The organism is Edaphocola aurantiacus, from assembly GCF_019797745.1.
In the GTDB taxonomy this organism is placed as follows: domain Bacteria; phylum Bacteroidota; class Bacteroidia; order Chitinophagales; family Chitinophagaceae; genus Edaphocola; species Edaphocola aurantiacus.
In genome coordinates, this window is record NZ_VOSI01000002.1 from 406,218 (window position 1) to 431,360 (window position 25,143).

Annotated in this window: 17 protein-coding genes and 1 tRNA gene; 6 read left to right on the plus strand and 12 right to left on the minus strand. The window is 42.5% G+C overall.

Translation table 11 applies throughout. The features are described from left to right. Positions 1–5: 5 nt before the first annotated feature. Positions 6–434, plus strand: a complete 429-nt coding sequence (locus FTD44_RS06290) for a DUF1801 domain-containing protein (RefSeq protein ID WP_222165666.1) — start codon at positions 6–8, stop codon at positions 432–434. Positions 435–546: 112 nt separating this feature from the next. Here the strand turns inward: FTD44_RS06290 and FTD44_RS06295 are convergent. Beyond that, positions 547–634: transfer RNA gene (locus FTD44_RS06295), tRNA-Ser, on the minus strand. 184 nt (positions 635–818) lie between these two features. Between FTD44_RS06295 and msrA the strand changes: the two genes are divergently transcribed. From msrA to FTD44_RS06320, 5 genes are all read left to right on the plus strand, one after another. Then, complete coding sequence (msrA, locus tag FTD44_RS06300; RefSeq protein ID WP_246625360.1) at positions 819–1,502, plus strand: peptide-methionine (S)-S-oxide reductase MsrA; 684 nt, start codon at positions 819–821, stop codon at positions 1,500–1,502. Between the two features lie 155 nt (positions 1,503–1,657). Next, a complete protein-coding gene (locus FTD44_RS06305; protein ID WP_222165667.1) occupies positions 1,658–3,685 on the plus strand; it encodes an adenylate/guanylate cyclase domain-containing protein in 2,028 nt (675 codons plus the stop codon). An 8-nt stretch (positions 3,686–3,693) separates the two neighbouring features. Further along, positions 3,694–5,652, plus strand: coding sequence for an adenylate/guanylate cyclase domain-containing protein (locus FTD44_RS06310; RefSeq protein WP_222165668.1), 1,959 nt, complete (start codon positions 3,694–3,696; stop codon positions 5,650–5,652). Positions 5,653–5,691: 39 nt separating this feature from the next. Next, positions 5,692–6,267 carry an HD domain-containing protein gene (locus tag FTD44_RS06315; protein WP_222165669.1) on the plus strand — a complete coding sequence of 192 codons (576 nt, stop codon included), beginning with the start codon at positions 5,692–5,694 and terminating at the stop codon, positions 6,265–6,267. Positions 6,268–6,273: 6 nt separating this feature from the next. Next, entirely contained in the window at positions 6,274–7,155 is an 882-nt protein-coding gene (locus FTD44_RS06320; protein WP_222165670.1) for a YitT family protein, read from the plus strand. A 116-nt stretch (positions 7,156–7,271) separates the two neighbouring features. Here the strand turns inward: FTD44_RS06320 and FTD44_RS06325 are convergent, their stop codons facing one another. From FTD44_RS06325 to FTD44_RS06375, 11 genes are all read right to left on the minus strand, one after another. Continuing rightward, positions 7,272–8,309: a T9SS type A sorting domain-containing protein gene (locus tag FTD44_RS06325; RefSeq protein ID WP_222165671.1), complete on the minus strand. Its 1,038-nt coding sequence runs from the start codon at positions 8,307–8,309 to the stop codon at positions 7,272–7,274. 102 nt (positions 8,310–8,411) lie between these two features. Continuing rightward, a complete protein-coding gene (locus FTD44_RS06330; RefSeq protein WP_222165672.1) occupies positions 8,412–11,978 on the minus strand; it encodes an Ig-like domain-containing protein in 3,567 nt (1,188 codons plus the stop codon). Positions 11,979–12,666: 688 nt separating this feature from the next. After that, positions 12,667–13,401 (minus strand): Crp/Fnr family transcriptional regulator, encoded by a 735-nt coding sequence (locus FTD44_RS06335; RefSeq protein ID WP_246625361.1) that lies wholly within the window; start codon positions 13,399–13,401, stop codon positions 12,667–12,669. Between the two features lie 95 nt (positions 13,402–13,496). Continuing rightward, positions 13,497–15,305 carry a cytochrome c oxidase subunit I gene (locus tag FTD44_RS06340; RefSeq protein ID WP_222165673.1) on the minus strand — a complete coding sequence of 603 codons (1,809 nt, stop codon included), beginning with the start codon at positions 15,303–15,305 and terminating at the stop codon, positions 13,497–13,499. Between the two features lie 63 nt (positions 15,306–15,368). Continuing rightward, positions 15,369–16,439, minus strand: coding sequence for a cytochrome c oxidase subunit II (locus FTD44_RS06345; protein ID WP_129020242.1), 1,071 nt, complete (start codon positions 16,437–16,439; stop codon positions 15,369–15,371). An 82-nt stretch (positions 16,440–16,521) separates the two neighbouring features. Further along, positions 16,522–17,730: a quinol:cytochrome C oxidoreductase gene (locus tag FTD44_RS06350; protein ID WP_222165674.1), complete on the minus strand. Its 1,209-nt coding sequence runs from the start codon at positions 17,728–17,730 to the stop codon at positions 16,522–16,524. Positions 17,731–17,773: 43 nt separating this feature from the next. Then, the gene (locus FTD44_RS06355; RefSeq protein ID WP_222165675.1) at positions 17,774–18,448 is read right to left on the minus strand and encodes a c-type cytochrome; all 675 of its coding nucleotides are present in this window, start codon (positions 18,446–18,448) and stop codon (positions 17,774–17,776) included. Positions 18,449–18,493: 45 nt separating this feature from the next. Continuing rightward, on the minus strand, positions 18,494–19,072 hold the full coding sequence (locus FTD44_RS06360; RefSeq protein WP_129020245.1) for a DUF3341 domain-containing protein: 579 nt from the start codon (positions 19,070–19,072) through the stop codon (positions 18,494–18,496). 58 nt (positions 19,073–19,130) lie between these two features. After that, positions 19,131–20,564, minus strand: a complete 1,434-nt coding sequence (gene nrfD / locus FTD44_RS06365) for an NrfD/PsrC family molybdoenzyme membrane anchor subunit (RefSeq protein WP_129020246.1) — start codon at positions 20,562–20,564, stop codon at positions 19,131–19,133. 103 nt (positions 20,565–20,667) lie between these two features. Next, positions 20,668–23,826, minus strand: a complete 3,159-nt coding sequence (locus FTD44_RS06370; RefSeq protein WP_222165676.1) for a TAT-variant-translocated molybdopterin oxidoreductase — start codon at positions 23,824–23,826, stop codon at positions 20,668–20,670. Between the two features lie 63 nt (positions 23,827–23,889). Beyond that, complete coding sequence (locus FTD44_RS06375) at positions 23,890–25,119, minus strand: c-type cytochrome (RefSeq protein WP_246625362.1); 1,230 nt, start codon at positions 25,117–25,119, stop codon at positions 23,890–23,892. Between the last annotated feature and the right edge of the window lie 24 nt (positions 25,120–25,143).

Here is a 25,143-nt window from a genome sequence, read left to right on the forward strand (position 1 = left end):
TTCATATGAACGTTCAAGAACGGATAGATGCATATATTTCCAGCCAACCAGAGCCTAAACGCAGTGAGGTGGAAATGCTGCATCAACGCATACTGCATATTTTGCCGGAAGCTAAGCTATGGTTTTTCGATGGCACCAACGAAGAGGGCAAGGTAGTGAGCAACCCTACCATCGGGTACGGATTGTACACTATAAAATATGCCAAGGGAACTACCAGGGATTTTTTTCAGATCGGCTTAAGTCCGAACAAAACCGGCATATCGGTACATATTATGGGTATTGCAGATAAAACATATCTAAACCAGGCTTACGGAAAAGAGTTGGGTAAGGCAAGTGTGAGCGGGTACTGTATCAAGTTTAAAACGCTGAAAGACATTAACCTGGATGTGCTAGAGTCCGCAATACGCTATGGGTTTGCCGGTCCGCATGAATAGCGATTGGCATAAAGGAAATAAATCTGTGCCTTATAAAAGCGGGATTATTGTATGATCCCTTATCAGAAAGAGGCTTAAATAAAAAATGCTACCCTATGGGTAGCATTTGACCTGGCGGAGAAAGAGGGATTCGAACCCCCGGACCTGTAACAGTCAACGGTTTTCAAGACCGCCGCATTCGACCACTCTGCCATCTCTCCGGGTGCAAAATAAGCGTATTCGGTCTTAATCACCAAATTTTTTTGAAAAAAAACTTAACACAGCTTTCACGCATGGCATAAAATCCAATACTGTATTGACTTTCCCATATGCTACCCTCCCCGCCGGAGACCGATTTGCAGGAACACTAAAAACCTGAATCCCACATTTTTCGTAAATTAGTATATGATACTCAAAAATTATTTCATAGCGATTACTTTGCTGCTGCTTACATTTGCAACGGTATCCTGCGGGCAGAATACCGGCAGCCTTATTCAATCTAATACTTTTAAGAAAATGAACGAACCACAGCAAAATCCTGATGCACAACCTAAACAAATTGATACGGCTATTTTTGCCGCCGGCTGTTTCTGGTGTGTTGAGGGTCAGTTTCAATACCTGGAAGGTGTACAGGGTGTGAAAAGCGGTTATATCGGTGGCACATTGGCTAATCCGACTTACGAGCAGGTATGTACCGGTCTTACGGGACATGCAGAGGCTGTAAGAGTTATATATGATCCATCTGTAGTCAGTTATGATGAATTGCTGGCCGCATTCTTTGTATCACATGACCCTACTCAGCTGAACCGCCAGGGGAATGACATTGGTACGCAATACAGAAGTGCCATCTTCCCGCAAAATGAAAGCCAGAAAGAGAAGGCTCAATATTATATTGCTCAGTTGAACAAGGAGCAGGCATATACGCATCCGGTAGTGACTACTATCGAGGGTAAGGGCCCGTTTTACGATGCGGAAGCTTATCATGATGATTACTTTAACCGTAACCCGGAAAACAGTTACTGCCAGCTGGTGGTAAAACCTAAGATTGAAAAATTCAAAAAGGTTTTTGCGAACAAGCTGAAACACTAATCATATATAATTAAATAAAAAAGGAAGCACTCTTTTCGAGTGCTTCCTTTTTTATTTGCCATCATCACAATAAAATTACGAATGGTACCCCAAAACATTTTATTTTTTAATTACTTTGTACCCAAGTATCTATATGTTACTACTATCACTCAATCATGAAAAGACTTTTACTCTTCCTTACCCTTCTCTGCCATTTTCTGATCAGCGCTGCTGAACAGAAAATAGATACAATTTTCCTGAAAGACATCCCCCTGCAAAAAACACTTAGCCGGATGAATTTCAGTATCCAGACCAGCACAGACGAAAACCAGAACTGGAAATTTCGTAATGCTGATAGCAGTGTGTTTGCTGATCCGGCTTATCAAGACAGCCACTGGTCTGTGCGCGGTTCTCTGTCTAGCGGAGGAGAAAATGCTCACAAAGAATTGCAGCAAGGAGCTTCCTGGTTCCGGGTGCCGGTAGTGGCCGATACCGCACAGGTAGGATATGTGTACACTTTACTATTCCGGAGCAACGGCGCCATGAGGGTATACCTGGACGGCAAGTGTATTGCACAGAGAGGACATTTTTCCAAGGAGGGTAAAGCAGATTATCTATCCATGAATAAGAACCCGATATTCTTTACGGTAGCACAGGCCGGAGTACATATACTGGCGGTACAGTATGAAAATAACCTGGCTTTAAAAGAGCAAGATTCCTGGGGATTCTCTGTTGCACTGTTCAATACGGATGATGTAATGCAGATGCTCAGGAATAACCTGATCCTGGGTTCTGTGGCGCTTATCGGTGTAGGAACACTCTTTTTCACCTTATTCTTTATACATTTCTTATTATTCCTATTCTACCGGAAAGAAATTTCGAATTTATACTTTGCGCTCTTTAACCTGAGCATTGCCTTTTTGTTATACCTCGTTTACTATAGTACTAACGCGGAAAAAGACATCAGTAACAATTCCTATACTATCCTGTCCATAGCGCTGTCCTGTATTACGATCTGTTTTTCATTATGCGCCTTTACGGTTACCTTATTCAGCAAAAAGAAAACTTTCCTGAAAATTGTACTGGCCTTAAGTGTTATTGTACTGGCACTTGCCCTGCTTGATCAGAAGGATGAAAGTGGCTTGTCAGCATATACTATGACTGCACTGTTGGTTGTATCCCTTGTATATACCATGGTCAGGATCATCATTGCCATTTTCAAAAAGGTACCGGGCTCACTGATCCTTGGTTTTGGTATACTTTTCTGTCTGTTATTCATTATAGGTCTGTTTATTACTGTTTTTATTGCCGGTAATGTAAGGCTGAATATGCTGCTGACCATCTTATTCGTCCTTTCGATATTCAGTATACCGGCTTCTATCTCTTCTTTCCTGGCCTGGCGTTTTGCGACCACTAACAAGAACCTGAGCAAGCAGCTGGTTGCGGTTGAACAATTATCGGCAGAAAAGCAAAGCATCCTGGAAAACCAGAACATTACGCTGGAGCAGGAGGTAGTGGTGCGCACTCAGGAAGTGATGCGGCAGAAACAGGCACTTGAAGAGGAAAAACAGAAGACAGATAACCTGTTGCTGAACATCCTGCCGCATGAAGTTGCAGAGGAATTAAAAACAAAAGGCTCTTCTAAAGCGCAGCAGTTTGATGAGGTTTCCGTACTGTTTACCGACTTTGTTAACTTTACCAAAATCTCGGAAACGCTGGGTGTGGACGAGCTGCTGGAAGAACTAAATATCCACTTTACGGCATTTGACCGCATTATGGAGCAACATGGTCTGGAGAAAATAAAAACTATCGGTGATGCTTACCTGGCTGTAAGCGGCTTGCCTCTGGCCAATAAGATGCATGCAACAAATGCTGTCGCTGCAGCAAACGATATTATCGATTTCGTGGCACAGCGCAAACTGCAGGTGCCTTACGGACTGGATATTCGCATCGGGATTCATTCCGGACCACTGATCGCGGGCATTATAGGGGTGAAGAAATTTGCCTACGATATATGGGGCGATACGGTAAATACAGCCGCCCGTATGGAACAAAACAGTATACCGGGCATGATCAATATCTCGGAGAGTACCCATCAGCTGGTACAGGATTATTACCCATGTACCTACAGAGGTAAAATTGAAGTAAAAGGCAAAGGGGCATTAGATATGTACTTTGCAGGAAAACCAAACCCTGAAATTTAAACGCAATTATGATTCGAACGTGGGCAATCCTGACCGGATTGTGTTTTTTATTATTAAATGGCGTGTGTGCCAAGGCACAAACAACGCAAACCGGTAAGAAGGATTCTTTACTGGCAGCATTACCTAAAGCCCGTAATGAAGCGGACCGGGCCAATATTCATTTTGAAATGGGCCGCGATGCCTTATCCGGGAAACGCTACCGGGAAGCTTTAACTTACTTAAACGCCAGCCTTCCTTATTATCATCAATCTAAAGACCTTAAAAAAGAAGGCAGAATATACTTCGGCATTGGTGTTATTTATATCAATGGTCTGCGGCAAACCGACAGTGGTATTATTGCACTAAACAAGGCAGAAGCATTGGCCAAACAGCTACAATCTGACTCTCTGCTGAATGTGATCTATAGTCTTCTGATCTATACGCATTCCAATATGGGTAATACAAAGGAGTCCTTAACTAATTCCAGGAATCGTTTAGCCATTGGTCTGCGCACCCAGAATGACAATGTAATCGCGGAGTCTTATCATTATATCGGTATTGCTTATGCAACTATGGGGGAAAACCGTAATGCCATGGACAATTACCGGAACTCGCTGGCATATTACCGTAAGTCGGGTAATAAAACGGGTATCTCTGACCTCATGCTGAATATGGGGGAACAATACTTCCGGGAGGAGAAATACGATACCGCCAGAACGTTCCTGAATGATGCATTAAAGATCGCAGAGGAGCAGGGAAATAAAGGGAAGCAAACCGTTATCCTAAGCATGCTGACGAATCTTTACATTACGCTGAAAGATACTACAAACCTGAACATAGCTTTAGACAAAGGTATGGCTGCCGCGCAGGCTACAGCTGATCCCATGTATATCTCTTCCTTCTCGGTAATAAAGGGTCTGGTAGATCTGTACGGGATGATGAAGCCGGATGGTGCAGGAAGCTTTATCATTATTCCCGGGCGTCGCCAGGAGTTTGAGCAAACGGTAGCAACCGTAACCCAGCAATTGGATATCTACAAGCAATCGTCTATCGACATTTCCCGCTGGACCCAGATACATCTGGCCCTGGCTATTGCTAATAACCTCCTGGGCAGGCCGCAGATGGCTTATGATAACCTCATTGAATATAACCGGTATAAAGATAGTTTTGCCAATCAGGAAAAGGCGAAGCAGTTTTCTGAAATGGAGCGCAGGGTGGTCGCAGATGCTGCTGATGTTAAAGTAAACTATGCGAATACGGTCCGTAATGTATCTCTTGCCGGCCTGGTATTGTTATTGCTGGCCTCTGGCGTTATCCTGTATGCTTACCGCCAAAAACGCAGGGATAATAAGCTTATCGCTGCCGAAAGGGCTAAGTCGGATAACCTGTTGCTGAATATTCTGCCGCTTGAGGTTGCAGAGGAACTAAAAGCAAAAGGTTCTTCCAAAGCACAACAGTTTGACGAGGTTTCGGTACTGTTTACCGACTTTGTTAACTTTACCAAAATCTCTGAGTCGCTTGGTGTAGATGAGTTACTGGAAGAGCTGAATATTCATTTTACAGCGTTTGACCGTATTATGGAGCAGCATGGCCTTGAGAAAATAAAGACAATAGGTGATGCCTATCTTGCGGTAAGCGGATTGCCGGTAGCGAATGAAATGCATGCCGTCAATGCTATTGCTGCTGCAAAAGATATTATTGCCTTTGTGGCCGCACGCCGCCATCAGGTGCCTTATGGACTGGATATCCGCATCGGGATTCACTCCGGGCCACTGATCGCGGGCATTATCGGGGTGAAGAAATTTGCCTATGATATATGGGGCGATACGGTAAATACAGCTGCCCGTATGGAACAGAACAGTACACCGGGCAGGATCAATATCTCGGAAAATACCTGCTCTCTGGTAAAAGAAAATTATACCTGCACTTATCGCGGTAAGATAGATGTGAAAGGAAAAGGGGCGCTGGATATGTATTTTGTTGAATAATTAAGGGCTTATACAAGCCGGACTAAAATTTAAAAGAATATGCAATACACAGAAGTGGAACAACTGATACTGCATAAATTGCAGCATGAGCTGCCGCACCATTTATCTTATCACAGTGTGGCACATGTAAAGGATGTAATAGAAGCAGCTACTTATATTGCAGCGGAGGAAGGTATACAGGGCGATGACCTGATTCTCCTGCGCACGGCGGCACTATTTCATGATACAGGATTTCTGCACGGGGCCAAGGATCATGAACAGAAGTCTTGTGATATTGCAAAAGACATTCTGCCGGGTTATGGCTATGATTCATCGCAAATAGACCGCATCTGCGGTATGATTATGGCGACACGTATACCACAGGCTCCGCAGAACCTATTGGAAGAGATCCTGGCAGATGCGGACCTGGATTACCTGGGACGTGATGATTTTTTCACCATCGGGGACCGATTATATGAGGAGCTCTCGGTATTTGGTATGGTCAGTAATGAATGGGACTGGAATGTACTGCAGGTCAGATTCCTGGAAGCACACCACTACTTTACCCATACAGCAATACGATTAAGGAAACAGAAGAAAGAAGAAAATTTACAAAAGATCAAAGACAAATTATAAGTTATTATGAGCAACAATACCACTCACCACGGACCACTATTTACCTTATCTGATATCATATATCTGGTGCTGGGTGTGCTTTCCGCAAGTTTTGCCTTAAAGAGTTTCCTGGTACCCAATCACTTTCTTGATGGTGGTGTTACCGGTATTTCTCTGCTGATCCATGAGGTGTTTCATGTAAACCTGGGTATCATTCTTTTAATCCTGAATATTCCGTTCATCATCTTATCCCGTTACCTGGTCGGCAAGCATTTTGCTATACGCAGCGGTCTTACTATTGCGCTTATTGCATTAACCCTCCAGTTTGTAAACTTTCCGGAACTGACGCATGATAAATTGCTGGTAGCTATGTTCGGTGGCTTTTTCCTGGGTGTGGGTATCGGCCTTTCTATGCGGGGCGGTGGTACTTTTGATGGTATGGAAGTGCTGGCTCTATTTACCTTTAAGAAGAGCAGCTTTTCGATTACGGAGATTATATTGGGCATGAATATTCTCATCTTCATCGTAGCCGCTTTGTTTATGAAAACGGAGACGGCTCTATATGCGATGCTGACCTATTTTATTGCCAGCCAGACGACGAAATATGTTATTGAAGGAATTGAAGCGTATACCGGCGTAACTATTGTTTCTGCCAATAGTGAAGCGATTAAGAAGGCACTTGTACTCTCTCTGAATCGCGGCATTACGGTATATAAAGGCGAACGCGGATTTATGAAAGACAGCTTCGAGCAGAGTACGGAAGTGGACATTGTATTCACTATCGTGACCCGCCTGGAAGTGAGAAAGATCAAGAATATTGTACACGCCATTGACCCGAAAGCATTCATTTTTGTGCAGACGGTAAGAGAACCTCAGGGTGGTATTGTAAAGGAGATCGTCAAACACTAAATAAATAGTTTATCTATAAAAAAGAGGGGGAAGCACTAAGTGCTTCCCCCTCTTTTTGCATATAATGTGCCTGCCATGAATGGCGAGGCACTATTTTCTATTAAAAAATGAAACAATTACTGTTTTACAATTTTACCTGCAAATACTTGTTCCGTACCACGAACAACGATCACCTGGTACATACCTGCTGCGAAGCGGCTCATATCGATGCTCTCGTTTTCACCTCTTGCCTGCTGGCTGATCATGATCTGACCGATGCTGTTCATTACTTTAATGGTTTCACCGCCGGTTAAGCCCATAACACGCGCATTTCCGCTGGTTACAGTTGGAGCCAGCTGAATGTTACCACACTCGCTCATGTTTACTTTAGTTACCGTGCTGTACTCAAACATACCATCGCGGTCTACCATTTTCAGACGGTAGTAGCCAGAAGCATTTTGCTGTACAGAAGTGCTGTATTTAGCACCGTTAGCTGCATTTTGAGCATCCAGAGATTTGATCATTTTATAATCACGACCTTCAGCACTGAATTCTACTTCGTAACGGTTCAGATTTGCTTCTTTTGCACTTTCCCAGTTTAAAACAACAATACCACAAGACTGTTCTTTTGCATTAAAAGAGCGTAACGTTACCGGTAATGGTGCTGCTACTGACAGAGATACCTGTGTGATATCGTTGGCGATATTTGTATTACCTACCTGGATAGGAACAGATCTGTCTACAGTCATAGTAGAATTCTGAGGAGTACCTACTACAGTGAAACCTGCTACATTTACAATAGCGTCTTCTGTATTTCCTGCATCAATTGCATTATTATTTGTCAATACTATTTGACCGCTAGGACCGGTTGTGTAAGACACAACAGTCCAGTTGTTAACAGTTGGTACTGTATTGTTGGCAATACCGTACTGGCTAGGGAAGCCGATCGTAACTTCCAGGCTACCTGCAGGGATTACGCCATTTGTACCTGGCAGTGCAGTACTTGCATTCTCTACAAAATAGTTTACCTGGCCACTACCATTAATCGAGCTGCCGCCACCTACCATAAAAGGACCGGGACCTGCCGGATCTGCGTTCACTGCATTCGCAGGAATCTGTGCGTATATAGAAGTACTTAATAATGCTAAGCTTGCTAATAAGGATAATTTTTTCATATTCTTTCTTTTTGGTTTGTTTATAAATGAATTCTATTTTCTGAAGAGAGAGAGAATAGTCGTCAATGACCAAAAGATCATTGACGACTATCAGGGTACTATTTATTGAACATTTACTTTTCTTACGCTACTGTTGTTGGTGCTGTTACGCTCTCCGCCTGAATTGTTCAGGATTACCGGAGTGATATTCAGCTGGCTGATTGTAGCCGTGCCTAATACCTGCATAGTCACACCAATTGAAGACAAACCATAAGCGGAGATATTCTCACCTGCTTTCAGTTTAAATAACATGGTCGTTGCAGAATTGGTAACCAATTCCCACTTCGTGTTATCTATAGAGGTAGCAGCCGGGAAATTCATTGTAGTCAGGGTCGGATCGAAAGTGTAAGAGTAGATCGCACTGTTTTTAGACAGACGAACATATACCGGAGTGGCCTCATTATTAGTCGGTACACCTTGCAGCTCGCTTATTCTTAAACGGAAGTTTGCAGAGGTTCCTGAACTGATGATAAAGTTAGATGCACTGATTTGTGTTGACATGGTCAGATCCGGAACCTGCTCAACCAGTACGTGCAATGTAGCACTTGCTGTAGCCGGAGTAGTACCGTTATCGGTAACAACATAAGTAAAGTCTACAGGGCCTACATAACCAGCCAGTGGGGTAAAGGTATAGCTACCATCTGCAGCCAGCACCAGGATACCCTTGCCTACAATAGTCTCTGTTTTTGCCGTTACGGTTTGTGCATCATCATTCGGGTCAGAATCATTGGCCAGTACACCATTCGCAGCAGTTGTGGTTAATACATCACCATTTTTGGTTTGTATATAATCATCAGCAGCCAGGGTACTGTTTGCATATGTAGTTGGCAGAACGGTTACGATCTGGTATGCACCGCCACATTGTGCTGAAGTTTGGTTATCACAAACATTATAACGGATCGTATCGATACCGATAAAGCCAGCTGCTGGAGTATAGGTTACATTACCATTTGTAGTATTTGCTACTGCAGTACCACCATAAACAGTGTTGCCCGCAGTTGCGCCATTCAGGTCGGTCAGGGTTATAGACGCCGGTACTAAAGCAGAACCACCGGTTCCGGCATAGTCATTGGCCAGTGAGTGAATGATTACACTCTGTCCCATTTTAACGGAAGCAATATCCGTATTGATCACCGGAGCAGAAGTAAGTACACTCTGATCTTTAACGGTGATTGTCAGTAATTGATTTATACAAACAGAGTTATCACAAACAGGTACATTGAACTGGTATACACCAGCTGTTGCTGTAGTGAAGGTATAGGTACCATCTGCATTTACAGAAGGTAATGCAACTGCAGGATTACCACTCAGTGCAACCGCAGCTGCATAAGTAGTTGTTCCGGTTACGACATCATTTGTTTTTACATTACCCGGAATAGCCTGGTTGATGTAACCTACATTGAAATCTGGTCTGCTGAAATTACAGGTTGTACCCGGAGTACCGGCAGGCAGGAAACGAGTATCTACGAATGCACCGTATACATCGATATACTGATCCAGCGCCGTTACCAGCGTATTCATCGAGATCTTGATCTCGTCAAATGGCATGGTGGTAATGAAACCTGCATTATACACATTGGTATCGCTACCGATCAGGCTAACCAGCACGGAAAGGTTAAGCAGGTTAGAACCGGTATTGGTTTCCTGCAGTACACCATTGTTATAAGTAGAGATCGTAATGTTAGGCAGTAAAGATGCCGCAATAGCAAAGTTGTTTCTTTTTACTACGAAACCGGCAAATGTTCCCGCCGGATATACATACTGAGGTACAGCTACACCCAAAGAAGTTGTAGACAGCGCATTCACAGTATTATATAATCTGGAGAAGTCTGTATTGGTAGCAGATACCGCATTCCACGGATCATCTACTTTACAGCCTGCACATACAGCACCGCTTACACCAGTGTTCGCACCGTTTACCACAGCACCATGTTGTGTCTGGCTCAGTACTTCTGAAGTGTTACATGGTACATTGCGTGCACAAGAGGTTTCGATGTATGTTTCATACACATTGATTGTACCTAATACATTTGCAGCAATCAGGTTGTTTACTTCCATAACAACTTCGTCGAAAGCAACATTACTGATGATACCTACGATTTGTTTAGGACTTGTACCACCGGTAAGGATATCGGTACTTACACCAGCCAGCAGCGGCTGTCCTGTACCATCCTGAACCAGGACATCATCTTTGTATAATTTGAATTTGATATTACCAACTACATTAGCAGCTAATAATGTTGTGCTCTCTATTTCAAATCCAGCGTATGAACCAGCAGGATAATCCTGAAGCTGGTTTTTAACCGCGATACTACCAGTAGATAATACACCTGCAGTCAGGTCGATAGTAGCGAACGTACTGCTGTTACCATCAATCAGGTTGTTGGTATTGTTGATTGCACAAGATACACAGCCTGTTCCTGTAACACCGGTACGTCTTGCGTTAACAAACACAGGATAATCAGGGTTAGCAGTATTTTTAAGGCCTACAGATTGCGCACAGGTGATATCATTAGCACAGAATTGCTTCAGAATTGCACCGTAGATACGTGTAGTACCCAGGTCTGCAGCCAGTGTCTGGTTAATAGTCAGGCGTACACTGTTGAACTGTCCTGTAGGAACGAAACCGATGATCTGACGACCGGTGCTGTTCAGCAGGCCAGTGTTCAGAGCCAGTAAGCCATTGCCAGTTACGGACTGTACCAATGTATCATTTCTGTATACCGCTACAGTCATATTGCCCAACAGGCCTAAGTTCAGCAGGCTTGGATTCTCAATATCAAAACCGGCAAATGTATTGTTATACATCGTTACCTCATCCTTGATTTCGAATTGTGCATTTGCTGCAACACCTACCGTCTGTACGATAGTAGCATAGTTGGTCAGGTTAGCATCAATAGCAAATTCAGGATTATTGATAGAAGAGTTTACGCCTAATAAGGCAGTAGAACCAGATTCAGTAGATACCGGATAGGACGGAGTAGTCAGGTATTGATTAGTGTTACAAGCCGGGGCTGTACCTGCACAATAACGTTCTACTACTGCACCATATACCTGCAGATTGTTACCCAGGCTCAGTGCACTGAATTGCTCAATCATAATACGGTCAAAGTTCTTAGTGGTTTTGAAACCAGCTCTTTGTTTTCCCGTACCAGATAAGAGGTTCAGTTCTAGTGTACCTGCTCCAAGGGTTGCCTGCTCCTGTAAGGTAGTACCCAGGTAGGTTTTGATGGTAACACTTCCTAATAAATCAAGGTCCAGTAAACCACCGGTACTCTGAACATCGAAACCGGCATAAGTACCTGCTGCGTAATATCCGCCAGTACTTTCTACGGTTAAGCGTATAGTTGATAAAAGAAGTGTATTGAATGTAGCAAAGTTAGCTGCATTGTTATCTGTAGCATTGCCTTGTAAGCTCAAGCTGGCCAGGCCACTGGCACCGGTCCAGGCAGCACCCGTTACAACTGTACCAGGAGCACTATTGGCACCAACCGAAGACAATGAGGTTGGAACATTACAAGGGGTAAGTGGCGCCTGGGCAAAGCCATGAGGGGCCATAAACAGCATTGCTGTGATTAAGGTGAATAACCGGACGACGATACTCGTACGGCTGGCGTAAATTTTTGACATAATTGGTTTGAATTAGTAAGGGGTTAATTAATGTTGATAACAACATGTACTCTCCATATTCTCATACATAAAATGGATCAGCAAGGCACGCAAAAAGCCCTGACGCATGTGGGACATCAAGCGTCAATAAAGATTGCGGAAATGCAATCCCGTTCTTATACGGAAAGGCGAATAAGTAGATATATACCTACGCAAGCATGCGTACGTACATAAGCAGTAAGTAGATCAGTAAATGTCTAAGTTAAATCGACAACGTAGTATTTGCGATCAATAAAGCCGAACATAATTTTGTTTTTAGAGTGAATAAATGTGGTAAACCCTTACCCTTTCCCTTGTGGGGGAACTGGCCTAATACAACTCACATTTAGTTTTTGCATAGGTATAATTTGCACACTAAAAAAAAACGCTCTATTGCACACTACGAAAGTGTATAGAAATTGGGGACATTATTATTCAGAAATAAGTTTATACAAGACTTATATAAGAAATGAATAACAATATTGGATGTAGTTTCAATAGCAAATTTAACAAATGATCTGTAAACACAATCATTTTTATGTATAAAAATTATTAATTCCTCTTAACCCTGGTTAAAAGGTACAGTAATACAAGCACAGCCTGCACTGCACCTCTATAGAAGATTCAGGCAGGAGTGGAAACGCTCCAATAAAAAGAAGTAAACAGGTAATTAGTCCTGCAGGTTTGCTGTAGTTAACAAGCGATTGAAGTCCAGTACTTTAATACGTTTGCCATCCAGATCAATGATGCCGTCTTTCTTAAATTCAGACAGCAGCCTGATGGCAGATTCAGTGGCAGTACCTACTATATTAGCAATCTCATCACGGGTAAGCCTCACATTAAGGGTCTGCCCATCTTCATCAAAGCCATAGGTCTCCTTTACAAATAGCAGTGCCTCTGCCAGCCTTTCGCGTACAGGTTTCTGTGCAAGATGTGCAACCTTCTGCTCTGCTCTGCCCAATTCAAGGCTGATAAGCTTCATGAAGTCCAATGCGAGATTATTATCCTTAGTCAGGGCACCCATAAACTGATCTCTCGGAATAAAGCATACCGCAGTATCTTCTAATGCGATTGCAGATGCGGAGTATCTTGTATCGCTCAATAAGGCCTTATAGCCAATCAGATCGCCGGGTTTGGCAAGTCTGTATATATGTTCCTTTCCATCGTCTCCGTTCTTAGAGATCTTCACCTTACCGGAATTGATACAATAAATGCCATAAGAACGCATACCCTCATGAAAAATGATCTGCCCCTTTTTATAGCTGGTACAGGTCTTCTCTTCACTAATCAGATCCAACTCCTCCTTGCGGGCATTACAGAACACGCTGGATTGCTTGTGCGCACAATTGTTGCAGTTGTCGTCCGGACAGTTATAAGTGCTCATATTTTCATCCTCAGGCTTCATCTTGCAGGGTTTATTTAAACTAATTGGAAACTACAAAATTATATATAAAATAAATGAGGCAATAATATATTGCCTCATTTATACATAATATGCTATTAATGCTCTTCTTCTCCCGGACGTAAAGGAACGTTTTGAGGAATAAAGTCATTTCCGTGACCATCATCTTTGTAATCATACGGCCAACGGTGTACTTCAGGAATTGGACCTTCCCAGTTACCGTGCTCCGGATGAACAGGTGTAGTCCACTCCAGTGTAGTTGCCTTCCAAGGATTCTGGCTGGTAACTTTTCTACCGCGGAACATGCTCACGAAGAAGTTGAATACGAATAATAATTGTGCAAAGAATGTAATCACAACTACAACAGTAATGAAAGCATTCATTGGTTGATAATCCTTATAAGATACCCACGCACTGTAATCGTAGTAGCGACGTGGCATACCTGCCAGACCTGCATAGTGCATTGGCCAGAAGATCAGGTAAGCACCGATGAAGGTGATAAAGAAGTGGATATAACCTAAAGTATTGTTCATGAATCTGCCGAACATCTTAGGGAACCAGTGGTACACACCGGCAAACATACCGAAGAATGCAGATACACCCATTACCAAGTGGAAGTGCGCAATAACGAAATACGTATCGTGCAGGTGAATATCCAGAGCAGAGTTACCTAACCAGATACCGGTCAGACCACCAGAGATGAAGATTGATACGAAACCAATTGCAAACATCATCGGTACAGTGAAACGGATACTACCTCTCCAGATTGTAGTCAACCAGTTAAATACTTTGATCGCAGATGGGATCGCAATTAACAGGGTTAACAGTACAAACACAGAACCTAAGAACGGACTCATACCTGATACAAACATATGGTGCGCCCATACTACCAGTGCCAGTGAGGTGATACCGATCAGAGAGATAATCATTGCCAGGTAACCAAAGATTGGTTTACGGCTATGTGTAGATAATATTTCAGAAGCCATACCCATACCTGGTAACATTACGATGTATACCTCAGGGTGACCTAAGAACCAGAATAAGTGTTGATATAAGATAGCAGAACCACCAATGTGAGATAATGCTTTACCACCGATAAAGATTTCAGACAGGTAGAAGCTGGTACCCATGTGACGATCAAAGATCAACAGAACCACACCGGAAACTAATACAGGGAATGATAATACACCCAGGATAGCGGTGAAGAAGAAAGACCAGATTGTCAATGGCATGCGTGTCATCTTCATACCATTCGTTCTCATATTCAGGATAGTAGTGATATAGTTCAAACCACCTAATAACTGAGATACTACGAACAGTACCATACTGATCAACCATAAGTCCATACCTAAGCCAGAACCTAAAGATGCTTCTTTAAGTGCGCTCAATGGAGGATAAGTCGTCCATCCACCAGCAGCAGGGCCTGTTTGAACAAATAAAGAGATAAACATGATCACACTGGAAACAAAGAAGAACCAGTAAGATAACATATTCATAAATGGTGATGCCATATCGCGTGCACCAATCTGAAGCGGAATCAGGAAGTTACTGAAAGTACCACTCAAACCGGCAGTCAATACAAAGAATACCAGGATAGTACCGTGCATTGTTACTAATGCATAGTAAAACTCAGGAGTCAGTTTTCCTCCTTTAGCCCAGTGACCCAGGAATTGCTCCATAATAGGGAAGCTAGACTCCGGGAAACCTAATTGTAAACGGAAGAATACGGAGAATAAAGCACCGATTACAGCCCATATAATACCTGTAACCAGGTATTGTTTACCGATCATCTTATGATCCTGGCTAAATATGTACTTTGTAAGAAAGTGCTGTTTAGGATGATCGTGATGACCCTCGTGATGTTCGTGCGCACCGTGTGCATGTGCTAAAGTAGCGTCGTTACCCATTTTTATATTCAATTTACAAACCTTATAAAAAGGCAGAAAATAATTTAATGTTTAAAAATTTTATTACTTGGATGCAACAGTTTTGGTAGTATCCTGAGCTGCAGCAGGGGCAGGAGTTTCAGTTCCTTCCTTTACCGCTGTTGCCGGAGCAGCTTCAGCAGGGTGTTGCAGATCGTAATAAGGTTTTTGCTCAGCTAACCATGTGTTGAATTCTTTCTCAGTCTCAACTACTACAGTACCTCTCATAGAATAGTGGCCTTTACCACACATCTGATCACAAGTGATTTCATAAACGAAATCTTTGTTACCGGTAAGCTGTTTCATTTCAGCAGTAGTTTTTCTTGGTGTAAACCACATTGTAGTGGTAATACCAGGAACAGCATCCATCTTCATTCTGAAGTGAGGCAGACCCACATCATGGATTACATCACGGGAATTGATAATGAATTGTACGTCTTTATTATTAATGATGTGTGCTTCACCATTTTCAACAATGATATCGTCTTTAGAAGCCGGATCGTTCCAGTCCAGACCCAGAATATTGTTCGCGTCGTTGATCAGACGGAAGTTTGTTTTACCAAACACGCCATCTTTACCAGCATAACGGATCACCCAGTTAAACTGCTTACCCATAACCTGTACTTTTAATGCACCTTCCGGAGCTTTACCTGTAATGGTAACCCAGTTTTTCAGACCAATCGCAACCAGGACCATCAGCGTTAAAGCCGGAATAGTAGTCCAGATTACCTCTAACTTGTTATTGTGAGAATAGAAGTAAGGCTTCTTATCATCTCTTGCCTGATATTTGTAAGAGAACCAAAACAGAACAGCTTGTGTTGCAAGAAATACAGCACCTGTAATGATCAGCGTTACATGCAGCATTTTTTCATACTCCAGCCCTTGTACAGAAGCTGATTCCGGCAATCCCAAAGGAGCCAGGTATTGATGACACTTATAAATACCGTAGAGACCCAGGATGAAGACAACTACTAATAATACTGCCATCAGCTTATTAGTACTCTTGGCTACAACTTCTTCGCCTCGTATGATATTAGCATATTCGCTGGCTTTGGCAATCTGGTAAATGATGATAAAAACCAGAATAACTAAGGCGGTTAATATTAATCCCGACATTGTTGAATGTTAATTATTTAATTATTAAATGCAGGTGAACGGAACACCCCAATTCTTTTCCTATTATACTTAAAACGCTATATTAACTCAGATGGACAACAGACTCCTTCAGGAATATGTGATTATGAGGAATCAGGTCAGACTTAGTTAATGTCTTAGACACCGTCAGAATCATAACACCTGCAAATCCTGCAAAAATACCCATTTCGTACCAGCTGATATTCCAGTTGTGACCGGAAGGACCAGGATAAGTTAATAAATATAAGTTTAACCACTGACCAAAGATAATGATCATCGCCATAAACACAACTGTAAAGTAGTTACGTTTGCTTGGGCGGGACATCAGGATCAGGATCGGTCCTACAAAGTTTACAACAATATTCAGATAGAATAAGAAGCTGTAAGGTCCGTTTTGACGTTTGTTATAATAAGTTGTTTCCTCAGGAATGTTACCATACCAGATCAGCATGTATTGTGCGAACCAGGTATAAGTCCAGAAGATAGAGAAGGCAAACATGAACTTACCTAAGTCATGGATGTGCTCTTTATTTACCAATACAAGATTACCTTGATTTTTCAGGTATACAGTCCACAACAGGATCAGCGCCATACCAGAAACGAATGCTCCTGCGAATACGTGCCAGCTGAACAGTGTTGAATACCAGTGTGCATCAATACTCATGATCCACATCCACGGAGTAGTACTCATCATAGTTAAACCATAAACTACCATGAAAGCACCAGCCAGAGAAACTGTTTTCCAGTAAAGTTTAGTTGAATTTTTTGGAGTAGACTCCTGTGCAATGGACATTGATCTGAACTTTCTACCGAAGAAGCTCCACAGACCTACTGCAGCAACAGAGAATCCGATGAACATTCCTTTATTCAGGAACGTAGATTTACCTTCCAGTACTTTATCACCATGAGGATTTACCCAGTGATAAATAGGATTATGATCACCTAAACCGAAGATCATGCTGAATAAAATGATCAGCACCAGCAGACCGAAAACCCAAACATTAGCACCGATAGCTTCCGGTACTCTTTTATAGGCAACAATCCAACCTCCCTGAGCCAAACCGGCAGCCGCCTGAATGAATATAGAAGAGATAGCCATGAACAGGAAGAAAATACCATTTTGCATTAACCCCATCCAGAAACGTACCAGACCGGCTTCTTCATGCTTTCCTAAAAAGCAGACAGCACCAGCGATCAATGTAATAATACCAATTAATGATAATACCAAACCTGTTTTCTTTAAACCCGAAGGGACTTCAAAACGATCGGTCATAATGTATCTATTTTTTTATCTAATTAATTATTTGTTGTTATGCTTATTTTTTTGCAACAGTTGAATCTTTAGATGCAACAGCTCCTTTTGCCGCAGCAGCAGTATCAGTTGCAGCTGTACTACCTGCAGCTAAAGTGAATGCTGCACCACCGTTTTTAGATTGTACCTGCTTGATGTAAGCTAATACCTGCCAACGTTGTTTTACATTCAACTGGCTAGCATAAGATCCCATCATATTCTTACCGTAAACGATTGCATAATACATTTTACCGATAGGCATAGTCAGGTAAGCTGCACCACCTTTAAGGTTAGCCGGAGCAGCAGCAAACGGGCCAGAACCATCTTTGTACAATGGACCATTACCATCCAGTTTATCACCGTGACATACACCACAGTAGATATTGTACAGACGAGTACCTTCTGCCATTTCTCCTTCGGTAAATTTGTAAGGAGATTGCAGTGCATAATAAGCACCGGTATCGGCAGCTGTCAGGTGTAAAGGCAGGTCATGACCTCTTGCAATAGTTCCTGCAACAGGCTCACGAGATGTCAAACCATCTTCAAAGTTCGGGTTTTCCGTATAGGCATCGTATGCACGGGAATAAGTCATATCCGGAGCATAGATCTTACCGGGATTACGACGTATACTACCGCTGTTACAAGAAGCAGCCAGCATAGCGCTACCTACCAAAAATGTTACAACAAAACGTTTATTCATAAAATTCTGTATATAAAATGACTCCTTACGGTTAGTCAATTATTATTATGCTAATTGTTTTTGATATTCTTCTTCTTTATCGAATCTACCATACCACCAGCCTTCTTCAGCAATCTGTACATTAGTCTCTACAGGGTTGGTACTATTCAAAAAGTTCATCAGCTCAGCTTCATCAGTTCCTTCTGTAACTTCAATAACTACTACAAAAAGATCATCTGACTGACGCGGATGGAAAACGTGTTTCTTTACACCCGGCATGATCTGGTTCAGATAACAATAAGTCAGTACCATACCTACCGCTGCAAACATTACCGTAAGCTCGAAGGTAATAGGAATCATTGCCGGTAAAGAGAAGAACGGTTTACCGCCATAGTTAATAGGCCAGTCTGAAGTAAAGATCCAGGACATAAAACCTAATGCGGTGCTGGTACCGGTGATACCAAAAATAAAACCGGCAACGTGCAGATCCGTTTCTTTTAATCCCATTGCCTGGTCCAGGCCATGCACTGGGAATGGAGTATACACATCGTGCAATTTATAACCACTGTGACGTACTTTATGAACGGCATCAAATAATGGTGCCTCATCATCGTAACAAGCTATTGCAAATTTTTTAACTGCCATGATTTGTGTTCTTTATTTATAAACCAGTTTTACAACAGGTTAAAAATGCTTTATTTAATTAGTGTGCGTGTTCAGCAATGTGAATAAACTCTTCCAGAGATTTTTCTTCCAGTGCCAGATTATCCTCATGTGCTTTATCGCCGGTAGTTTTCAATACAAACTTAATCTCTGCGATAGCAATAACCGGGAAGTATTTAGAGAACAGTAAGAAGCAAGTAAAGAACAAGCCAAATGTACCTAAATAGAATCCAAGCTCAGGCCATGTAGGTGAATAGTAAGACCAGTTAGATGGAATGTAATCACGATACAGTGTAGTAGCGATAATTACGAAACGCTCAAACCACATACCAATGTTCACCACGATAGACAGTATGAAAGAGAACACGATATTACGACGTAATTTCTTGAACCAGAAGAACTGCGGAGACACTACGTTACAAGTCATCATCGCCCAGTAACTCCACCAGTATGGTCCGAGTACACGCCATTTAAATGCTTCCTGCTCGTATACAACCTGGCTGTACCATGCCATAAACAGCTCGGTCAGGTAAGCGATACCTACGATAGAACCGGTCAGTACGATTACTTTATTCATCGCTTCGATGTGACCCATCGTGATATACTCTTCCAGGTGGTAGATTTTTCTAACCAGGATCAATAAGGTATTTACCATCGCAAATCCGGAGAAGATCGCGCCCGCAACGAAGTACGGAGGGAAGATGGTTGCGTGCCATCCCGGAATTACTGAAGTAGCAAAGTCAAAAGATACGATCGTGTGTACAGAAAGTACCAGAGGAGTAGACAGACCAGCCAGAACTAAAGACAGGGCTTCAAAACGCTGCCAGTTTTTAGCGGTACCAGTCCAACCGAAAGATGCTAAACCGTATAAACGCTTACGTAATTTAGTTTTCGCTCTGTCACGGATAGTAGCAAAGTCAGGAATCAGACCAGAGTACCAGAATAACAGGGATACTGTAAAGTAAGTTGAGATCGCGAATACGTCCCACAGCAGTGCTGAGTTAAAGTTAGGCCATAATGGACCGCGGGTATTTGGTAAAGGCAATACATACATCGCATCCCAAACACGACCCATGTGGAAGATAGGGAACTGACCCGCACACATTACCGCGAAGATTGTCATCGCCTCAGCTGCACGGTTTACACCAGTACGCCAGTGCTGACGGAACAGTAAGAGGATCGCAGAAATCAGTGTACCTGCGTGACCGATACCTACCCACCATACGAAGTTGGTGATATCCCATCCCCAACCGATAGTGTGGTTAATACCCCAAACACCGATACCCCAATACACTTCCCAGAATACAGAGAAGGCACCAAAGCCTAAGAATAATAAAGAGACTACTAAACCAAAGTACCAAAGCTTTGATGGCTTTTGCTCAATGGGACGACAGATATCTGCTGTAACATCCTTGTAGGTCTTGTTGCCATCTACTAATGGCTCTCTAATGAACGATTCGTATTTTAAATGCATAATTGATTTATTAATGCTGTACGGCTAAAGATCTTAGCAATACAAATCTAATGTCAATTTTTTTATTCTTAGAACCGGCCCGAAGACCGGCTCTGATGATATATTAAATATGTTTATTGTAAACTTCGTCTTTCTCTGTAGCGCTCATTACCACATCAGTGTTACGGATCTTAGACAGATAACTTACGTTTGGTAATACGTGGATAGACTCCAGCATATAGAACAGACGCTCTTTGTTATTCACGTATCTGTCCTGGAATACCGCACTTTCTTTATCGTTAACGTTACCGAAAGTGATACAACCACCGCCACAAGCTGACTGACATGCTGTACTTACATGATGATCTTTCAGAGGAGTACCTTCTTTCTTAGCTGTCAGTTTAGCATCTTGTAAACGCTGAACACAGAAAGAACATTTTTCCATTACACCACGTGAACGTACCGTAACATCAGGGTTCAGTACCATTCTTGTCAGGTCATCATTGATATCATCACGACGGCCATCAGAGTACAGGTTATCTTCGAAGCAATCCGCATCATTCCAGTCAAACCAGTTGAAACGACGTACTTTGTATGGACAGTTGTTCGCACAATATTTAGTACCGATACAACGGTTATAAGCCATTTGGTTCAGACCTTCAGAACTGTGGTTGGTAGCAGATACCGGACAAACGTTCTCACAAGGAGCATTATCACAGTGCTGACACAGCATAGGCTGGAATACAGTTTGGATTGTATCCGGATCGTTAGGATCTCCGGAGAAGTAACGGTCGATTTTCAACCAGCTCATCTCCTGTACTTTGATCACGCGATCCTTACCTACTACAGAAACGTTGTTCTCTGCATGACAAGCGATTACACAAGCACCACAACCAGTACAACTGTTCAGGTCGATAGACATTGCCCAGTGCAAGCCCATAGACTCGTGTACAGGGTAGTGTGTACCATTCTTGCGGAAATCTTCTTCAAATTTCTTCGCGTCAAATTTATCTCCTTTACCATAAGCGTCATGACCTTCATGATGCTCTTCGTTAGGAGCGGTCAGATAGTGTTCAATTGCTTCTCTACGCTCATCAATCAGCTCGTAAGGATTTTTCTTGAACTCTTCTAATGTATATTCATAAATGATAGGACGGTGCTCAGCACTGTTGTGCGTTTGCGTAACCGCTACCGGATAGAATGCATCTGTTTTTTCTACTTTAGCATCAGCGCTGTAAGTGAATGACTGGCCGTTGAATCCAACTAAAGGATAAACGTTTTTACCTAAATCAGCAGCAGCAAGACCTACACCTTTATCACGACCGTAACCAATAGCTACCGCAATTACATTGTGGTGCATACCTGGTGTAACGATGATTGGTAAAGAAACTTCTTTCTTACCCACAGTGATTTTTACTACGTGTTTTTTAGGATCTACCTGATTGATAGATGTCAGCTCAGCATTAAATTTCTCTTTTGCTGTTTTTGGAGACATCATCGCGTAGTTATCCCAGGCCACTTTAGTGATCGGATCTGGTAACTCTTGTAACCAAGGGTTATTACTCCATGCGCCACCTGCACCTAAAGAAGCAGTCTGGAACACTTCAACTTCGTATTCTGATTTGCTGCTAACTGCAGTTGCTTTAGCAATAGCATCAGCTACATTACCAGAGAAAGAAGCACCGCTAACAGTTTGTGTAGCCGGCTCAATAATACCATCCTGTAATGCTTTATCGAAAGTTGCCTGACCCAGTTTACCTACCCAGTATGCATTGAACAGATCGTGGTAAGTACCTGTAGCACCAGCCCATTTCAGTAAGCTGTCCTGGAATGCTCTTGTTTTGAACAATGGAGCAATAGTAGGCTGTATAAAGCTGAAGTGGTTTACTTTAGCTTCTGTATCGCCCCAGCTTTCCAGCCAGTGGTGATCAGAAACAACATATTTACATTCCTTAGCAGTCTCGTCTAAACGATCGCTGAAAGAAACAGTAGTTTTTACTTTTTTCAGACCTGCCAGGAACTTATCTCCTTCGAAGTATTCGTAGGCAGGGTTTACACCGTGCATAATCAGGGCACCAACTTGTCCGGCATTCATTGCATTAATTAATGCAACCATATCCGCATCGATACCTTTTTTATTTTTTGCAGGAGTAGAGAAGTCGATGGTTGTACCGTTCGCACCAATTGCATGGTTAATTGCGTTGATGATGATCTGTACATTTACATCGTTGCTACCACTAACCACCAGACCATTACCTTTCTTCAGATCGGCAGCAGCTTTAGCGATTAATTTATCCAGGTTTTTAGAACCTGTATTGGCAGCAGCACCTGTAGTTACCGCAGCATGTAAAGCCGCAGCTACTTTACCATATTCAGATGGTCTGCAGGTAGCACGCTCATCGGCATTAGCACCGGTCATGCTCAGCATACCTTCTACCTGGTAGTGCTTGTTCATTTCGAAATCTTTGATGTCTTTCGAAACGATTTTTCTTGCTTTGGTATAACCTTTGCTGTATTCTACTGGAGAAATCCATGTACCCAGGAAGTCTGCTCCTAAGCTGAATACCGTTTTAGCTTTATCAAACAAGAAGTTAGGGATCATTCTGGAACCATAAGAAACCTCATTGGCCAGTAAAATACCTGTATAAGAAACCGGATCGTAAGTTACGTGCTTTGCACCCGGGTATTTAGCTAAGAATTGGGCAATAACCTGCTCTGAAGTAGGGCTGATGATTGTTCCGGTCAGTAAGTAGATCGCACCATTGGCTGCATTCAGACCGCTGATTACAGCATTGTCCACCGCATCAAAAGTATCTACTGCTTTACCGTCAACATGTGGCTGACGCAGTCTGGTTTTATCATACAGACTTAAAGTCGCCGCAATCATACGGGCAGAGGTACCACCTTCTGTAATTTTGGAAAGCGTGTTACCTTCAATCATGATCGGACGACCATCGCGGGTTTTCACCACAGCCGGTACACATTCTCCGTTATCTACGAATGTAGACGCATAATAGTTAGGTACACCCGGAATAATATCTTCCGGTTTAATTGCATAAGGGATCGCCTTTCTTACCGGCATTTCACAACTTGCCGCAACAGTAGCCGCAAGTGTACTGAATCCTAAAAATTTCAGAAAATCACGACGCGGAGTAGTGGCATTCAATAAATTATCACTTAAGTCAAGTGGTAATTCTTCATTGAATTCGTTGGCTACACTTTGTTGATACTCTGGTGTATTCGCCAACTCTTCTAAACCTTTCCAATATTTTTTTTGACTCATAAGTCTGCTTTATATTGTAATATAATACTCGTTAAACGATGTATTGTTATTTTTTAAATAATATTAATAGTGACATTTTTGACATTCCAGACCACCCAGTTCAGCTTCAGTTACACCGTCTCTCTTACCGTCTTTAATCTCCTGGTGGTATTTTTCAAAGATGCTGTAGTAGTTATTATTCTGGAAATCAACTTTAGTTTCTCTGTGACAGTTAATACACCATCCCATAGATAAAGACTCAAATTGTTTTACCTCATCCATTTCCTGAATAGGACCGTGACAAGTCTGACACTGAACCTTACCTACTCTTACGTGTTGGCTGTGGTTGAAGTAAACGAAGTCTGCCAGGTTGTGGATTTTAGTCCATTTGATCGGAGTAGCAAGGATTTTACCCTGGTTGTCACGTTTGTATTCTTTTTTAGCAGGATCCCAGCCAGCGTATTTGTATAACTCCTGGATCTGTGCAGTACCATCGATTTTGTTTCCTTCGTGGTCGAACAGTTGCTCACCAGTATACTCACCGATTTGCTTGTGACAGTTCATACATACGTTAGTAGAAGGAATCATTGCCTGACGGCTATCGTTAACACCTGCGTGACAGTATTGACAGTTGATCTGGTTAATACCGGCGTGTACTTTGTGAGAATAGAAGATTGGTTGCTTAGGCATGTAGTTTTGCTGACGCCCCATTTCAACACCACCGTTTACCATCCAGTAACCGGCAAGGATAAATAACAGGATACCAACTACCGCGATGAAAACTTTATTTCTTTTCAGCGGCACATCCTTTTTATTAGGAATACCTTGTTCTGTATTGGCAACTTTATGTAAACCTTTGTTGATACGGATCAGGATCAGGGCCAGTACAGCCAGTACGATCGTAACCAGTACATATAACCAAGTGTTATCTGCTTCTTTAGCAGAAGAACCAGCTGTATCGCCACCGGCAGGGGCAGCAGTAGGAGCCTTATACTCTTCTACGTATTTAATGATTGCATCGACTTCCTCTTCTTTCAGATTAGGAAATGCAGTCATTGCAGTTTTGTTCCATTTAGTATAAATACCATTTGCGTACTTGTCGCCGCTGGCAATTACTGCAGCAGAGTTCTTAACCCATTTGTGGATCCACTCTGTGCTTGGAGCACGGCCTGTGATACCTTGCAGTGCAGGACCGGTTGCATCTTTAATAGGGTTGTGACAAGATGCACAGTTAGCCTGGAAAAGCGCTTTCCCGTCTTGTGCATTAGCCTGTGTAAAGCTTCCGAATACCGTTAATACAGCAATCAGAGCCATTATACTAACACGTTTAAACATAAA

Excerpts from the sequence above, each read along its gene's own strand:
- nrfD (WP_129020246.1), bottom strand. The coding sequence starts at position 20,564 with ATGCATTTAAAATACGAATCGTTCATTAGAGAGCCATTAGTAGATGGC.
- FTD44_RS06355 (WP_222165675.1), bottom strand. The coding sequence starts at position 18,448 with ATGAATAAACGTTTTGTTGTAACATTTTTGGTAGGTAGCGCTATGCTG.
- FTD44_RS06320 (WP_222165670.1), top strand. The coding sequence starts at position 6,274 with ATGAGCAACAATACCACTCACCACGGACCACTATTTACCTTATCTGAT.
- FTD44_RS06290 (WP_222165666.1), top strand. The coding sequence starts at position 6 with ATGAACGTTCAAGAACGGATAGATGCATATATTTCCAGCCAACCAGAG.
- FTD44_RS06335 (WP_246625361.1), bottom strand. The coding sequence starts at position 13,401 with ATGAAGCCTGAGGATGAAAATATGAGCACTTATAACTGTCCGGACGAC.
- FTD44_RS06310 (WP_222165668.1), top strand. The coding sequence starts at position 3,694 with ATGATTCGAACGTGGGCAATCCTGACCGGATTGTGTTTTTTATTATTA.
- FTD44_RS06360 (WP_129020245.1), bottom strand. The coding sequence starts at position 19,072 with ATGGCAGTTAAAAAATTTGCAATAGCTTGTTACGATGATGAGGCACCA.
- FTD44_RS06315 (WP_222165669.1), top strand. The coding sequence starts at position 5,692 with ATGCAATACACAGAAGTGGAACAACTGATACTGCATAAATTGCAGCAT.
- msrA (WP_246625360.1), top strand. The coding sequence starts at position 819 with ATGATACTCAAAAATTATTTCATAGCGATTACTTTGCTGCTGCTTACA.
- FTD44_RS06305 (WP_222165667.1), top strand. The coding sequence starts at position 1,658 with ATGAAAAGACTTTTACTCTTCCTTACCCTTCTCTGCCATTTTCTGATC.
- FTD44_RS06330 (WP_222165672.1), bottom strand. The coding sequence starts at position 11,978 with ATGTCAAAAATTTACGCCAGCCGTACGAGTATCGTCGTCCGGTTATTC.
- FTD44_RS06340 (WP_222165673.1), bottom strand. The coding sequence starts at position 15,305 with ATGGGTAACGACGCTACTTTAGCACATGCACACGGTGCGCACGAACAT.
- FTD44_RS06325 (WP_222165671.1), bottom strand. The coding sequence starts at position 8,309 with ATGAAAAAATTATCCTTATTAGCAAGCTTAGCATTATTAAGTACTTCT.
- FTD44_RS06345 (WP_129020242.1), bottom strand. The coding sequence starts at position 16,439 with ATGTCGGGATTAATATTAACCGCCTTAGTTATTCTGGTTTTTATCATC.
- FTD44_RS06370 (WP_222165676.1), bottom strand. The coding sequence starts at position 23,826 with ATGAGTCAAAAAAAATATTGGAAAGGTTTAGAAGAGTTGGCGAATACA.
- FTD44_RS06350 (WP_222165674.1), bottom strand. The coding sequence starts at position 17,730 with ATGACCGATCGTTTTGAAGTCCCTTCGGGTTTAAAGAAAACAGGTTTG.
- FTD44_RS06375 (WP_246625362.1), bottom strand. The coding sequence starts at position 25,119 with ATGGCTCTGATTGCTGTATTAACGGTATTCGGAAGCTTTACACAGGCT.